Source organism: Pseudomonas fluorescens group sp. PF-1, assembly GCF_054481335.1.
In genome coordinates this window covers 909,964-924,721 of the sequence record NZ_JBTMNG010000002.1, presented here as the reverse complement: position 1 = coordinate 924,721, position 14,758 = coordinate 909,964, and the positions used below count along the sequence as shown (strand labels likewise).

Here is a 14,758-nt window from a genome sequence, read left to right as displayed (position 1 = left end):
GCCAAGCATCGCCAGCAAAGATGACAACTCATACACCAGTTTATGACATCCACCCTGCTTCAGATCCCCCCGCGACGATCAGCCCGACGAGAGCGACTCGATCACGGGCAGGCAATACTCAGCGGCCGGCTCGCGATGGGGCCCTGATGGACGCCCGATTACCGGGTGGGCTTGACGGTCACCGGGGCCTTGCCCGACTTCATCTGCTCCAGCAGCGGCGCACACTGGTTCGGCTCGCCCCCACTCGGGGCCACCAGCGCCAGCAAGCCTGCCGCCGGCGCGGCGATCACGCCCAATGCGACCATGCCGGCGCCGCGCAACATCAACGGCACGGCTTTCACCCCGGCATCAGGCTTGATGAACTTGCCCCGCACGTACAGCGGCGAACGCAACGAAATCAAGCGCCAGCCCTTGGATTCCGGGGTGATGGTCAGGTCCAGTTGCTCGGTTGCCATGTTCGCCGTGCCATCGATGTAGATGATCGCGTTCTCGGTATCGAACACGAACAGCCGCGTGGTGGCCAAGCCGGTCTTGATGTCGAAGTCGGCGGCCGCGCAGTTGATCTTCACCTCCTTGTCGCCAAAGATCCGACCGACCACATAATTACCGACGTTCAACCCGGCCAGCTCCATCAATTCGCGACTGATTGCACCGTCGTTGATCAGCATCTTCAGCGTGCCGTTGGCGCTGCCCAGCAATTTGGCCACCGAGTTGCCGCGACCGGTGATGTCGGCATCGCCATTGAGCTCGCCGAAACTGGTTTTCATCGGTTCGAAGGTCGGGAACAACTGTTTGAGCTTGAACCCCCGGGCCGTGAGTTTGGCCTTGCCCTCCAGCGGCTCGGTCTGACCGTTCAGGCGAATCTGCGCATCCAGTTTGCCGCCTGCCACGCCGAATCGCAGCGGCTCGAGGCTGAGGACGCCATCGGTGAGCACCAGGTGCGTATAAAGATCGTTGAACGGCAGTTTTTCGCTGTGGACGATGCGCTTGCCGGTGAATTCGACATCCGCGTCCATATCGCGCCAGCGCTCGGTCTTGAACTCTTCGACCGGCAACACTTTGTCCGCCGGTTGCTTGCTCTCACCACCCCGGGCCTTCTGTTTGGCATTGGAATCGGCACCGATCAGCGGCGCCAGGTCGGCAAACAACAATTGATTGGAAAGCAGCGAGCCGCTGAGTTTCGGCCGAGGCTGGCTGGCGACGTAAGCCAGACTGCCGTGGATGTCGCTGGCGCCGATCTTGCCGTTGAAGTCCTCATAGCGGAACACCGCGCCAGTCGGCTCGTGCAGCTTGGCGATCAAGTGACCGTCGGTGGCGTAAGGCGGTGTGTCCGGCAGGGTCACGCCGGTCAGCGGGTAGAGATTGCCCAGACTGGTGCCGGCCAGTTTCAGACGCAGATCCAGGGCGCCAAGATTCAGCGGATCGGTCAGGGTGCCGGCCAGTTCGATGCGGGTGTCGGCAATCGTTGCCTGTGCCTGGAGCGGAAACGGTCTGGCGGCATCCTGCAAGGCCAGCAAGCCGCCGATCTTGCCCTGACCCGCGAGTTTCTGCCCGTGGTATTGGCCTTTGACCTTCAAGGCGAAGGCGTAGTCCTGGGGGGCTGCGCCCTTTTCTTGCGCGGTTTTCGCGGCTTTGTCGCCAACGATCTCGCTGAATGGAATCGGTTTGCCCAGCGGGTCGATCAGCAGGTCGAGTTGGGTCTTGAGGCTCTGGTCATCCAGGGTGACGTGCCCCTTGTCGAAGCCGATCGCGCCGATATCCACCACCCACGGAGACGGTTGGGCATTCGGGTCCTTGGGGTCGAACTTGAAGGTCCAGTTGGCGCGACCGTCGGCCAGACGTTGCAACTCGGCATTGGGCTCAGTGAGGTCAATGCGCGGGATCACCACGCGCTGGGCCAGCAGGGCCAGGGGTGAGATGCGAAGTTCGACACGCTTGAGACTGGCCATCTGCGGCGCTTTCGACCAGTCCGGGTTGCCCAGGCTCAGGTCCTCGGCCACCACATGCGGCCAGGGCACCCACGCCCGCCAGCCACCCTCATCGAGCTCACGCCGCCAGACCACCGCCAGGTTGCCGTTGATGGCGAACGGGCGGTGCAGTTCTTCAGAGACTTTGGCATTGAGGGCTGGTTTGATCCGGTTCCAATCGAAGAACACGATGATCAGAACCAGGGCCGCCAGCAGAACAACCAGGCTGGCGATGCTCCAGGCGAGAATTTTACGAGTGCGCGTCATTGCACAGGGCTCCTGATACGACTGAGCGCCCCGACCGCGACGCACATGAGAAACGCGGAGCCAGAACCGGCCCGCTATGGAATCTACGACTGAAGAACCGCCCGCAGGTTTAATCGAAAAGCCGATTTTGCCGCCATCGCCCCACCGAACGCAGCGCTCTTGCGCCCCCAGCGTTACCTTGCCCGCACTTTTGCGTGGCGCCAGTGAGTCGAAAATACCCACCTCGGTGCACCGCAAAGGCCCGTTTTACAAGGGCTGCAGAGAACAATCAATTCCGTTGATTATTACCATTGCGTTTATGAACTTTTATATCGACTTATCGAGAGTAGCATTGTCTTCGTACCCAATTTATCGCCCTCCTACGGAGCACCCGAACATGAAACGCCAACTTCTGCTTAGCCTGACACTCTCTATGTTGGCCAGCACTGCATTTGCACTGCCGGCCGCCGAGCAAGCCACTCCACAAGTGAAAGACAGCCACTCGGTGTTCAGTCACACCCTCGCCGCTGACGGTTCCGACCGCACTCCTGGTCAAACCCTGGCCGAAGGTGGTAACGATCGCCTGAAAGAAAAAGGTCTGATCACCGAAGATGGCTACGACAAGACCCCTCAGGGCCAAACTGTGGCTGCCGACGGTTCCGACCGTACCCCAGGCCAAACCCTGGCTGCCGATGGTTCTGACCGCACCCCTGGTCAAACCCTGGCCGAAGGTGGTGGTGATCGTGTGATCGAACGCAACAGCGCTATGAGCTAAGCCCATGGCGGCCATGAAAAAAGCCCAATCACTCGATTGGGCTTTTGATTTTCTGGCGATTCACCTGATCGAAATCGCCTCTGTGCAATTGATCTCCTCTCGTCGTTCGACGCCAGCAAAGCCGATTTGCTAGAGTGCGCCGCTCTCCTTCTCCAGAAAACGCCCTTGCGATGCTGCCTCGCGCCGAACAGAAGCAACAAACCCGCACTGCCCTCATGGACGCTGCTCGCCATTTGATGGAAGGCGGCCGAGGATTCGGCAGTTTGAGCCTGCGCGAAGTGGCGAAAACCGCCGGGATTGTCCCCACGGGTTTTTACCGGCACTTCGCCGACATGGACGAACTGGGTCTGGTGCTGGTCAGTGAAGTCGGTCAGACCTTCCGTGAAACCATCCGCCTGGTGCGGCACAACGAGTTTGTCATGGGCGGCATCATAGACGCCTCGGTGCGGATCTTTCTCGATGTCGTCAGCGCCAACCACTCGCAATTTCTGTTTCTCGCCCGCGAGCAGTACGGCGGCTCGCTGCCGGTGCGCCAGGCCATCGGCCGCCTGCGCGAGGACATCAGCTCGGACCTGGCCGCCGACCTGTCGTTGATGCCGAAGCTGCAACACCTGGACATCGCCGGCCTGAGCGTTATGGCGGACCTGATCGTCAAAAGCGTGTTCGCCACGTTGCCAGACATCATCGACCCGCCTCTAGAGGCGCTGCCTGCACACCTGACCCCTCAGGCCAAGATTACCCAGCAACTGCGGTTCATCTTTATTGGCTTGAAGCACTGGCAAGGGCTCGGCAGCACTGAATAACCCTGTCGAGCAGGTTCGCGCCCCTCCAGCAAATCGTCGCGCATTAAATCGGTGCGCTCAAAAAAACAATGCACCAAAATCATCCAAAACCTGCACCAAGACCGACCTCGCCCCACCTTTCCCACAGGCATTTCCTACAATTCCATCGATTGGCAAGCCCCTTGCTCTAGCCTGAGCATTGTCCATTGCTGGAAGCTTTCCGATGCTGGTGATTCACCGCAGAATCGACCCTCAACCCGTCTGGGCCGCCGAGTTGCACCTGACCTTCGAAGCCCGGAGCAAAAGCCGGCTGCGCTGTTTCAGTGCCGAGGGCGAAGACGTCGGTTTGTTTTTGGAACGTGGTCAGTCGCCTCTTTATGACGGCGAATGCCTCCAGGCCGAAGACGGGCGCATCGTCCGCGTTTGCGCCCGCCCCGAACAACTGCTGCACGTCACCTGCGCCAATGCCTTCGAACTGACCCGTGCCGCCTATCACCTGGGCAACCGGCACGTCGCCTTGCAGGTCGGCGACGGCTGGTTACGCCTGCTCGATGACTACGTGCTCAAGGCCATGCTCGAACAACTCGGCGCCACCACCGAGCACATCGAAGCGCCGTTCCAGCCGGAACACGGGGCTTACGGCGGAGGCCATCACCATTCGCGCCACGGCGATGAAGACTTCAACTACCCGCCCAAACTGCACCAGTTCGGCGTGCGCCCATGAACCCGGCCTGGGCGCTGCTGCGTCTGGCCAGTCCGCAATTGCCGATTGGCGGCTACAGCTATTCCCAAGGCCTGGAAATGGCCGTGGAGAATGGTCGCGTTCATGACCCTGCCAGCGCTCGGCGCTGGATCAGCGATCAGTTGCTGTTGAACCTCGCCCGTTTCGAGGCCCCGTTGTTACTCGCCCATTGCATGGCGGCGGCCGAGGACAATTGGAGCGACCTGCTGCTGCGCTGCGAAGAACACCGCGCCAGTCGGGAAACCCGCGAGCTGCATCAGGAGAGCCGGCAAATGGGCTACTCCCTGCAACAACTGCTCAATGGCTTGCCCGAACTCGATGCACCGGCCCGCACCTTCCTCGAACAGCGCGCCGAACCGCACCTGGCCCTCGGCTGGGCGCTGGCCGCTCGAGCCTGGCAGATCAGTCCGCAGGACGCGCTGGCCGCCTGGCTCTGGAGCTGGCTGGAAAACCAACTGGCGGTGCTGATGAAAACCCTGCCACTGGGCCAGCAAGCCGCGCAACGCCTGACCAGCGAATTGCTGCCGCTGTTGCAGCAAGCCCAGCAGGACGCTACGCGAATCAACCCCGAACACTATGGCAGCGCCGCTTTCGGCCTGTCCCTGGCGTGCATGGCCCACGAGCGCCAGTACAGCCGTCTGTTCCGTTCCTAGGACCTTTTATTCTGGAGAGTCACATGAACACACAACCTCTGCGCGTCGGCATCGGCGGCCCGGTCGGTTCCGGCAAAACCGCCTTGACCCTGGCCCTGTGCCTGGCCCTTCGCGACCGCTACAACCTGGCGGTGGTCACCAACGACATCTACACCCGCGAAGACGCCGACTTTCTGGTGCGCAATGAAGCGCTCGCGCCGGAACGCATCATTGGCGTGGAAACCGGCGGCTGCCCGCACACGGCGATTCGCGAAGACGCCTCGATCAACCTCGAAGCCGTGGATCAACTGAACCGGCGCTTTCCGGGGCTGGACCTGATTCTGGTGGAGTCCGGTGGCGACAACCTGTCGGCGACCTTCAGCCCGGAACTGTCGGATCTGACCATCTATGTGATCGACGTGTCGGCCGGCGACAAGCTGCCGCGCAAGGGCGGGCCGGGGATCTGCAAATCCGACCTGCTGGTGATCAACAAAATCGACCTCGCCCCGCTGGTGGGAGCATCACTGACCCTGATGGACAGCGACACCACCCGCATGCGCAACGGCAAGCCTTTCGTATTCAGCAACCAGAAAACCGGCCAGGGCCTGGAAGAGATCATCGCCTTCATCGAGCGCCAGGGCCTGCTGACGGCAGCCTGATCATCACTTATCAACAAGGAAGCTTATCCATGACACTCAAACGCATCTTCGGCACCCTGGCCCTGCTGCTGACCCCTGCCATCGCCTTCGCCCACCCCGGGCACGGCGACAACGGCTTGATCGCTGGCATCAGCCATCCACTCGGCGGCCTCGATCACTTGCTGGCGATGCTGGCCGTCGGCCTCTGGGCGGCGCAGCAACAAGGCGCCGCGCGCTGGGTGCTGCCGTGCACCTTCGTCGGCACCCTGCTGATGGGCGGGCTGCTGGGCTTTGAAGGGCTGAACCTGCCGGCGCTGGAAAGCGGGATTGCCGCGTCCGTGCTGGCGCTGGGCCTGGCCGTGGCGCTGGCGGTGCGTCCGCCGTTGAGCGTGGCGGTGGCTGCAACAGCGCTGTTCGCGCTGTTCCATGGCGTGGCCCATGGCCTGGAACTGCCGGACATGTCGAGCCCCTGGACGTACGCCGCCGGTTTTGTAGTGGCGACAGCTGCGCTGCATGCGGCGGGTTATGCCGTGGTACGCGTGCTGCCCCGGGCAGCAGCACCGTTGGTTCGACTGGCGGGTGCGGCTTCGGCGGCGACGGGGGGGTGGTTGCTGGCAGGTTGATTCTTCATAGCCTGTGATGAGCTCTTCGCGGGCTGGCTCGTTCCCACAATGAAATGCCTGCCCCTGTGGGAGCAAGCCTGCTCGCCAAAGCGGCCTGACAGACAACACACCGCTCAGGCCTGCTAACATGTCGCGCAATCGCCCCTGCCGTGACGACGCCAGCCAATGCCGCATGTTTCCCGCTCCGCCTCCCAGCCTGAACTGACCGCCCTGTTCTCCTCGGTGCAACAGCACTTCCAGGACGTGATCGTGCCCCTCTGGCAAGGCCCCGGCTGGAATGCCGACATGGCGTTGCCCTATGAGGCGCTGGATGCCGAGCATCAGCCTCTGCCCCCTCAGCGCTACCGGGCCATGGCCTGTGCGCGACAGCTGTACCTGTTTTCCAGCCTGATCGGCCAGGTGCCGGCCGCCGAAGAACGCGCGGCAGCCCTGTTCCGCTCTTTGCAGCGGCATTTTCACGACGCCGAGCATGGCGGCTGGTTCTACAGCATCGACCCGCACGGCGCGCCGCTGGATCAACGCAAAGACCTCTACACCCACGCCTTCATTCTGTTCGCCTGCGCCCATTACTGGGACAAAGTCCGCGAGCCGCTGGTGGAGTCCGTGCTCAACGCCGCCCTGGAAGTGATCGCCCGGCGATTCGCCACGGGTGATGGCCTCTACGAAGCCAGCCTCGACCGCAACTGGTCGTCCCTGGGCAGCGGGCCGCTGCAGAACCCATTGATGCATCTGGCGGAAGCCTTTCTCGCCACGCTCTCGGTACGCGAAGACCGCGCAGTGCGACGTGCGCTCGTCGAGTTATGCACAGCCATGCAGAAGCGCTTTATCGACCCGCAACATGGGGTGTTGATGGAGAAGCCGCTGGGGACTGTGGATAACTGGTTTGAACCGGGGCACCAGTTCGAATGGTATTTCCTGCTGGAGTCATCGCCGCTGCTACGCGGCTCGACACTGCATGCGTCCCTGGAGCGCGCCTTTGCCTTCACCGAGCAACTGGGGGTCGATCAGCAGACCGGTGCGGTGCGGGCCATGCTCGACTTCGGACCGGACGGCGGCTCTCGGGACGCCACACAGCGCATCTGGGCCCAGGCCGAATACCTGCGCGCGTTGACCCTGCGTCCGGACAGCGAGCCCGCGGTGTTGCGCCAGTTGCAGGCGCTGCAACAGCATTCGCTGCACTCGCGTGGCTGGTACGAGTGCCGTGACGAGCAGGGTCAAGTGAGCCGTCGGGACATGCCGTCGACCACGCCTTATCACTTGGCGACCTGTTATCGCGGGTTGGCCGAGTATCTTCGCTGACATTCAGATAGCGATTGCGAGCAAGCTCGCCCCCACACTCGGTCCTGTGCATGCAGTTCCATTGTGGGAGCGAGCCTGCTCGCGATTGACCGCGAAGCGGTCTTAAGCCTTGCCACCACTGCGATCAATGGCAAACCCGGCCCAGGTCTGGCTCACCGGCATCAGCTCCAGGCTGTTGATGTTGATATGGGCCGGCGCATTGAGGACCCAGAAAATGGTGTCGGCGATGTCTTGCGGCTGGATCGGATCGGCACCGGCGTAAGTGGCGTTGTAACGCTCCTGATCACCGGCAAAACGCACCAGCGAGAATTCGCTCTCGCACAGGCCAGGCTCGATGTTGCTGACCCGCACGCCGGTGCCTTGCAGATCGCAGCGCAGGTTCAGGGAGAACTGTTTGACGAACGCCTTGCTCGCGCCATACACGTGGCTGCCCGGGTAAGGGTAGTTGCCGGCGATGGAACCCAGGTTGACGATGCCGGCCCCGCGACCATGGGCGATCAGGCGCGGCAACAGCAGACGGGTGCTGTACATCAGGCCTTTGATGTTGGTGTCGACCATGGTGTCCCAATCATCCAGATCGCACTTGGGTGCCGGGTCAACGCCCAGGGCCAGGCCAGCGTTGTTGATCAGCCCGCGCAGCTTGGCGAAGGACGGCGGCAGGTTCGCGATGGCCGCTTCCATGGCCTTGCGGTCACGCACATCGAGGACCAGGCCATGAACCTCAGTCTGCTTCGACAGTTCGGCGCACAGCGCGTTGAGGCGTTCTTCACGACGACCGGTCAGCACCAGTTTCCAGCCGGCCTCGGCAAAACGACGGGCACAGGCTTCACCAAAACCGGAGGTCGCGCCGGTAATAAACAGGGTGTTGGACATCGTGTTCTCCTTGCTTCGGCTGATCGACAGCCATTGGAATAGAAAATCAGCAGGCAGCATGCCCGGCCTTGTCCACAGCGGCAACCACCACCCAACCTGTACAAAAAACGATCAGACCTCGTCACCCCTTGTCCAGCGTGGCCTGCAGACAGGTGCGCGCATGTTATCCACAGGTGGGTCCACAGTCTTTGGGGGCAAGTGTAAAAAGCTGAAAGCCGCTATCCACAAGGCTTTGCGACGGATTTTGAAATTTTTTTACTTGACCCTCATTGGTCTGCTGTGCACCAAAGGGCAAACAACCCGACCGGGCGGTCAAGTCGATGATGGCGCCAAGCCTCTAACTACGGCCTTTATCCGGGTCTTTCCAGAGTTTAATCACAGACTTATCCACAGGCTTGTCCACGCCTTTTCAAGCGGTTTTCGACGCCAATAAAAAGGTTGACAAAGCGGCCTCATGGCTGCGTAAAAACGCCTGATCAAAAAACAACCACACGCCTGCAGGCCTCGAATTCAAAGGCGTTCAGCCAGCTACTCCCACGTTATTCACAGCCAGCTCCACAGCAAACGGGGACAAGTCAAAACCTCGGCAAAACAACTATTTGCAGCGGCTTTATGTCGCGCTTTCAGAGCTTGGCTAATTTGTTTTCCACAATTTCCCGAAGGCACACCACAGCCCACTGTAGGAGCGAGCTTGCTCGCGATGGACGTTAACGAAAACGCGAATATTCTGAATAAACGCGTAGTACTGAAGACCTTCGCGAGCGGGCTCGCTCCTACAAGGGATTGTGGCGAATTGGAGGTGTAAAAAAGCCCCGGCGATTGCGCGCCGGGGCTTGTGTACAACAGGTATAACTCAGTGCCCGCCGAGATAGGCGTTACGCACGTCCTCGTTGACCAGCAGCTCCTTGCCGGTGCCGGTCATGCGAATCTCGCCGTTGACCATCACATAAGCCCGGTCCGAAAGCCTGAGGGCGTGGTTGGCGTTCTGCTCGACCAGGAAGATGGTCATGCCGGTCTTGGCCAGTTCCCGCAGGGTGGCGAAGATCTGTTTCACCACAATCGGCGCCAGCCCGAGGCTAGGCTCGTCCAGCAGCAACAGTTTCGGGCGGCTCATGAGCGCACGGGCGATGGCGAGCATTTGCTGCTCGCCGCCGGACATGGTCATGGCGCGCTGGTTGCGCCGCTCTTCGAGCCGCGGGAACAGCTCGAACATGCGCTGCATGTCTTCCTTGGCGTACTTGTCACCGATCGGGATGGTGCCCATCAGCAGGTTTTCCTCGACGGTCATGTCGGGGAACACCCGCCGCCCTTCCGGCGATTGCGCGATGCCGTTGGAGGCAATGTAGTGCGACGACTTTTGGGTAATGTTCACACCTTGATAGAGAATCTGCCCGCTCGCCGCCCGTGGCTGGCCGAAAATCGACATCAGCAGGGTCGACTTGCCGGCGCCGTTGGAGCCGATGAGGCTGACGGTTTCACCTTCATTGATGTGCAGCGAGACTTTCTTCAGGGCCTGGATCGGCCCGTAAAACACGTCCAGCTCCTTGAGTTCGAGGATGGCACCGTTAGTCATACGAGCTCCTCTTCGTCGGCGCCCAGGTAGGCGGCAATCACTTTCGGGTCGTTACGGATATCGTCAGGGCCACCCTCGGCGATGACGATGCCGTGGTCCAGCACCACGATGTGATCGGAAATACTCATTACCATGCCCATGTCGTGTTCGATCAGCACCACGGTCAGATCGTGCTCGTCGCGCAGCAGCCGGATCATCGCGCTCAGCGCTTCGGTTTCCTGAGGGTTGAGGCCGGCGGCCGGTTCGTCGAGGCAGATGATCTGCGGGCGGGTGCACATGGCCCGGGCGATTTCCAGGCGACGTTGCTGGCCGTAAGACAGTTCACCGGCCAGACGGTTGGCGCAGTCCACCAGGTCCACCACTTCCAGCCAGTAGAACGCATGGTCCAACGCATCGCTTTCGGCCTTGCGATAGCCCTTGGTGTTGAGGATGCCGGCCAGCATGTTGCGGTTGACCCACATGTGCTGGGCCACCAGCAGGTTTTCCAGCACCGACATTTCCTTGAACAGGCGAATGTTCTGGAAGGTCCGCGCCAGGCCGGCACGGTTCACCAGGTGGGTGCCGCCGAACGCCTTGTAGAACAGGCGACTGGCGAAGGATTTCGGCGAGACGAAATCGGTCGGTTTGAACGATTCGCCGAGCAACTTGATGACGTTGGTTTTCTCGCCGCGCACATTCAGTTCGATCTTGCCGCCCGAGGCCTTGTAGAACCCGGTCAGGCAGTTGAACACGGTGGTCTTGCCGGCACCGTTGGGGCCGATCAGGGCGAAGATCGAGTTGCGCTTGACCTGCAGGCTGACATCATTCAATGCCTTGATGCCGCCGAAGTGCATCATCAGCTTCTCTACGGAGAGTACGACTTCGCTCATGGCGCTACTCCTTTACGCGGGGTCACACCGGTACGGCTGATCCGAATCAGACCGCGCGGTCGCCAGATCATCATCAACACCATCAGGATGCCGAACAGCAGCACGCGGTACTCCGCAAAGCCGCGCAGCAGTTCCGGGGCCACGGTCAGCACGAAGGCTGCCATCACCACACCGATGGTCGAACCCATGCCGCCGAGCACCACGATGGCGAGGATCAGTGCCGATTCGAAGAAGGTGAACGAGGTCGGGTTCACAAAGCCCTGGTAAGTGGCAAAGAACACCCCGGCCAGACCGGCCGTCGAGGCGCCGATGGTAAACGCCGAGAGCTTGACCAGTACGTGGTTCAGCCCCATGGAGCGGCAGGCGATCTCATCTTCACGCAGGGCTTCCCAGGCACGCCCCACCGGCATCTTGACCAGACGATGCTTGATGTAGAGCACGGCCAGCACCACCAGGAACAACACCGCATAGATGAAGTAGTACTTCACGTCCGGGTTATAGGCGATACCGAAGAACTCGTGGAAAGGCACCCCGCCATCCTTCGCCCGCTTGCCGAACTCGAGGCCGAAGAATGTCGGCAACGGTGCCGGCATGCCGTTCGGGCCACCCGTCAGGGACAGCCAGTTGTTGAGGATCAAGCGGATGATTTCACCGAAACCCAGGGTCACGATCGCCAGGTAGTCACCGTGCAAACGCAGCACCGGGAACCCGAGGATGCAACCGGCCAGACCGGCGGTGATCGCCGCCAGAGGCAGCACCGTCCAGAAACCCAGTCCCAGGTACTGATACCCGAGCGCCAGACCGTAGGCCCCGATGGCGTAGAACGCCACATAACCCAGGTCGAGCAGGCCGGCCAGGCCGACCACGATGTTCAGCCCCAGCCCCAGCAACACATAGATCAGGCCGAGGATAACCACGCCCAGCAGGTAGGAGTTGGAGAAGAACGGAAACACCACCGCGATGACGATCACCAGCGGGATGATCCAGCGCAAGCGGGATTTGTAATCGGGTGGCAGTACATGCACCCCGGAGCCGGTAGTTTCAAAACCTTCGAGGATTTTCAGGCCCTTCGGGGTTTGCAGGAACAGACTCAAGATAAAGCGACCGGCCATGACGATGGCGACAATCCATGCCACCCGGGTCGTTTCCAGATTGAAGCCGTAACCGTCGAGCACGACGCCGACGATCGGTCCGAACACAATCAGGGCGATGAGACCGGCAAGAATCGCGTCAACCAGACTTTTTTTGACATCAATGGATTTTTTAGTGGTTGAAGACATCGCTTACACCTTCGACACAAGAGGACGGCCGAGCAGGCCTTGAGGCCGAAAGACCAGAACGAGAACCAGCAGCGAGAAGCTGAAAACGTCTTTGTAGTCCGAGTTGACCAGACCAGAGAACAGCGACTCGGAAATCCCGAGAATGATCCCGCCGAGCATGGCGCCAGGCAGCGAACCAATCCCGCCGAGTACGGCGGCGGTGAACGCCTTGATGCCGATGATGAAGCCGGCATAGAAGTCGAATGTGCCGTAGTTCATGGTGATCAGCACGCCGGCCAGGGCCGCCATCGCTGCACCGATGATGAACACATAGGAGATCACCCGATCGGTGTTGATCCCGAGGATCGAGGCCATCTTGCGGTCTTGCTGTGTTGCGCGGCACATGCGGCCGAGCTTGGTGTACTTGATGATGTAGGTCAGCACGGCCATGCCGGCAAACGCGGCGACCAGAATGAAGACCTTGGTGTACGTCAACTGCACGAAACCGGTGCCGATGTCGACGCGCCAGGCACCCGTCAGCAAGGTCGGTACACCTTGTTGCTTCGCGCCTTGGGCGATCTGTGCATAGTTTTGCAGGATCAGCGAAATACCGATGGCGCTGATCAGCGGTGCCAGTCGGGTGGAGTTGCGCAGGGGTTTGTAGGCGACACGCTCGATGACCCAGCCATACACCGCCGTGACGACGATGGTGAAGATCAGAGTGCCGAGCATCAGCAGAGGGAAGGATTCAATACCGAAGTATGCCAGCAGAGCCAGACTGATTGCCGCGAGGTAAGCGGAAATCATGTAAACCTCGCCGTGGGCGAAGTTGATCATGCCGATGATGCCATAGACCATTGTGTAGCCGATGGCGATCAGGCCATAGACCGACCCGAGGGTCAGGCCGTTGACCAGTTGCTGCAGGAAAATACCATCCATAACGCAATCTCACGCATTTGAGAGACTGCACAGAAGCCGGTTGCGACGGACCGGGGTTCAGCCACCGGCGCAACACGGTTGTGTGCAGCTCTACGAGAAAAGACAGGTACTGCACGGACATGTTTCAGGATTGCCCGACACCCAGGGCGTCGGGCAAATCAGCTGTTCATGTCACTTCTGTTTTTCCAGTTGATGGTATTTGCCGTCCTTGTCCCACTCGTAAACCACGTAGTCGGAGACTTTCAGGTCGCCCTTGCTATCCCAGGACTTCTCGCCCATGACGGTCTTGACCGGGTGTGCTTTCAGCCATTTGGCAGCGTCCTCACCCTTGTTGGATTTGGCGCCGTTGAACGCTGCTGCCAGGGTCTGGACCGACGCGTAGGCATACAGGGTGTAGCCCTCTGGCTCGGTGCCATGTTTGCGGAACTCGTCTACCACGGTCTTGCTGTCTGGCAGCAGGCGTGGGTCGGCGCCGAAGGTCATCAGCACGCCGTTGACGAATTGCGGGCCGCCAGCGGTGGTCACCAGTTCGTCGGTCACGATGCCGTCGTCGGACATGAACTTGACGTCTTTAAGGCCTTGTTCACGCAGTTGACGAACCAGAGGACCGGCTTCCGGGTGCAGACCGCCAAAGTAGACGACATCGGCGCCAGCACCGCGGATTTTGGTCACGATGGTGCTGAAGTCTTTCTCACCACGGGTCAGGCCTTCGTACAGCACTGGCGTCACGCCGCGCTTGACCAGTTGAGCCTTGGTGGCATCTGCCAGACCCTGGCCGTAGGTGTCCTTGTCGTGCAGCACGACAACCTTCTTGCCCTTGAGCACGTCGACGATGTAGTCGCCGGCCACGATGCCTTGCTGGTCGTCACGACCGCACATACGGAACATGGCGCTCAGGCCGCGTTCGGTAACCTGTGGGTTGGTGGAACCTGGAGTGATCGCGATGATGCCCGCTTCGTCGTAGATCTCGGAGGCCGGGATGGTCGACGAGGAGCAGAAGTGACCGACCACGCCGGCGACTTTCTGGTTGGTCAGGTCCTTGGCGACCGTCACAGCCTGTTTCGGTTCGCAGGCGTCATCGCCCTTGACCAGTACGATTTTTTCCCCGTTTACGCCGCCCGCTGCGTTGACCGCATCGGCAGCTGCCTGCGCACCCTTCATGTACTGCTCGCCAAATGCCGCGTTGGCGCCCGTCATTGGACCCGCTACGCCGATCTTGATGTCAGCCTGAGCAAACGCAGAAACACCCAACGCAGTTGCCACTGCGAGGGCCAGAAAGCCTTTCTTGTAAAACGTCTGGGACATGAGGTGGTGCTCCAAGGTTTTTTTAGTTGGCACTGCGACTTCATTAATGCTCAGAGCAAGTGCCGTGCCATCGGTTTTTTATTCTGAAAAAAGTCGCTGCTTTATTGTTATTTTGACTGTTTCGATCCCATTTTCATTGGGCGTGCAACCGTCTAAACCGGAGAAGGTGAAACCTTTTATTTATTGAGGCGCAACCCTCCCGTGCCATCATTGCAACCACTACACCAAACGGTGTG

The 14,758-nt window shown here is 60.5% G+C and carries 15 protein-coding genes; 8 read left to right on the top strand and 7 right to left on the bottom strand.

Features of this window, described 5'->3' with window-relative positions:
- Positions 1 to 158: 158 nt before the first annotated feature.
- Positions 159 to 2,234 (bottom strand): AsmA family protein, encoded by a 2,076-nt coding sequence (locus tag ACX3YD_RS18875; protein ID WP_458960736.1) that lies wholly within the window; start codon positions 2,232 to 2,234, stop codon positions 159 to 161.
- Between the two features lie 376 nt (positions 2,235 to 2,610).
- Here ACX3YD_RS18875 and ACX3YD_RS18870 point away from each other — a divergent pair, with 376 nt between their 5' ends.
- The 8 genes from ACX3YD_RS18870 (at position 2,611) to ACX3YD_RS18835 (ending at position 7,704) form a co-directional block, all read left to right on the top strand.
- Positions 2,611 to 2,988: a hypothetical protein gene (locus ACX3YD_RS18870; protein ID WP_458960735.1), complete on the top strand. Its 378-nt coding sequence runs from the start codon at positions 2,611 to 2,613 to the stop codon at positions 2,986 to 2,988.
- A 4-nt stretch (positions 2,989 to 2,992) separates the two neighbouring features.
- A complete protein-coding gene (locus ACX3YD_RS18865; protein WP_256590140.1) occupies positions 2,993 to 3,121 on the top strand; it encodes a hypothetical protein in 129 nt (42 codons plus the stop codon).
- 37 nt (positions 3,122 to 3,158) lie between these two features.
- Complete coding sequence (locus tag ACX3YD_RS18860; RefSeq protein ID WP_047536848.1) at positions 3,159 to 3,791, top strand: TetR family transcriptional regulator; 633 nt, start codon at positions 3,159 to 3,161, stop codon at positions 3,789 to 3,791.
- Between the two features lie 202 nt (positions 3,792 to 3,993).
- Positions 3,994 to 4,494, top strand: a complete 501-nt coding sequence (ureE, locus tag ACX3YD_RS18855) for an urease accessory protein UreE (protein ID WP_047536845.1) — start codon at positions 3,994 to 3,996, stop codon at positions 4,492 to 4,494.
- Positions 4,491 to 5,165 carry an urease accessory protein UreF gene (locus ACX3YD_RS18850; protein WP_458960734.1) on the top strand — a complete coding sequence of 225 codons (675 nt, stop codon included), beginning with the start codon at positions 4,491 to 4,493 and terminating at the stop codon, positions 5,163 to 5,165. The genes ureE and ACX3YD_RS18850 overlap by 4 nt, the downstream gene beginning before the upstream one ends.
- 23 nt (positions 5,166 to 5,188) lie before the next feature.
- Positions 5,189 to 5,803: an urease accessory protein UreG gene (gene ureG / locus ACX3YD_RS18845; RefSeq protein ID WP_047536839.1), complete on the top strand. Its 615-nt coding sequence runs from the start codon at positions 5,189 to 5,191 to the stop codon at positions 5,801 to 5,803.
- Between the two features lie 29 nt (positions 5,804 to 5,832).
- Complete coding sequence (locus ACX3YD_RS18840; protein WP_458960733.1) at positions 5,833 to 6,405, top strand: HupE/UreJ family protein; 573 nt, start codon at positions 5,833 to 5,835, stop codon at positions 6,403 to 6,405.
- Positions 6,406 to 6,570: 165 nt separating this feature from the next.
- A complete protein-coding gene (locus ACX3YD_RS18835; RefSeq protein ID WP_458960732.1) occupies positions 6,571 to 7,704 on the top strand; it encodes an AGE family epimerase/isomerase in 1,134 nt (377 codons plus the stop codon).
- A 102-nt stretch (positions 7,705 to 7,806) separates the two neighbouring features.
- Here the strand turns inward: ACX3YD_RS18835 and ACX3YD_RS18830 are convergent, their stop codons facing one another.
- The 6 genes from ACX3YD_RS18830 to ACX3YD_RS18805 all read right to left on the bottom strand — a co-directional run bounded on the left by ACX3YD_RS18830 (position 7,807) and on the right by ACX3YD_RS18805 (position 14,522).
- Positions 7,807 to 8,577, bottom strand: coding sequence for an SDR family oxidoreductase (locus tag ACX3YD_RS18830; protein WP_458960731.1), 771 nt, complete (start codon positions 8,575 to 8,577; stop codon positions 7,807 to 7,809).
- 853 nt (positions 8,578 to 9,430) lie between these two features.
- Positions 9,431 to 10,150 carry an ABC transporter ATP-binding protein gene (locus ACX3YD_RS18825; protein ID WP_103403304.1) on the bottom strand — a complete coding sequence of 240 codons (720 nt, stop codon included), beginning with the start codon at positions 10,148 to 10,150 and terminating at the stop codon, positions 9,431 to 9,433.
- Entirely contained in the window at positions 10,147 to 11,019 is an 873-nt protein-coding gene (locus tag ACX3YD_RS18820) for an ABC transporter ATP-binding protein (protein WP_103403305.1), read from the bottom strand. The genes ACX3YD_RS18825 and ACX3YD_RS18820 overlap by 4 nt, the downstream gene beginning before the upstream one ends.
- A complete protein-coding gene (livM, locus tag ACX3YD_RS18815; protein ID WP_103403306.1) occupies positions 11,016 to 12,299 on the bottom strand; it encodes a high-affinity branched-chain amino acid ABC transporter permease LivM in 1,284 nt (427 codons plus the stop codon). The genes ACX3YD_RS18820 and livM overlap by 4 nt, the downstream gene beginning before the upstream one ends.
- Positions 12,300 to 12,302: 3 nt before the next feature.
- Positions 12,303 to 13,217 (bottom strand): ABC transporter permease subunit, encoded by a 915-nt coding sequence (locus ACX3YD_RS18810; protein WP_047536821.1) that lies wholly within the window; start codon positions 13,215 to 13,217, stop codon positions 12,303 to 12,305.
- Positions 13,218 to 13,388: 171 nt separating this feature from the next.
- Positions 13,389 to 14,522, bottom strand: a complete 1,134-nt coding sequence (locus ACX3YD_RS18805) for an ABC transporter substrate-binding protein (RefSeq protein WP_047536819.1) — start codon at positions 14,520 to 14,522, stop codon at positions 13,389 to 13,391.
- Positions 14,523 to 14,758 lie beyond the last annotated feature (236 nt).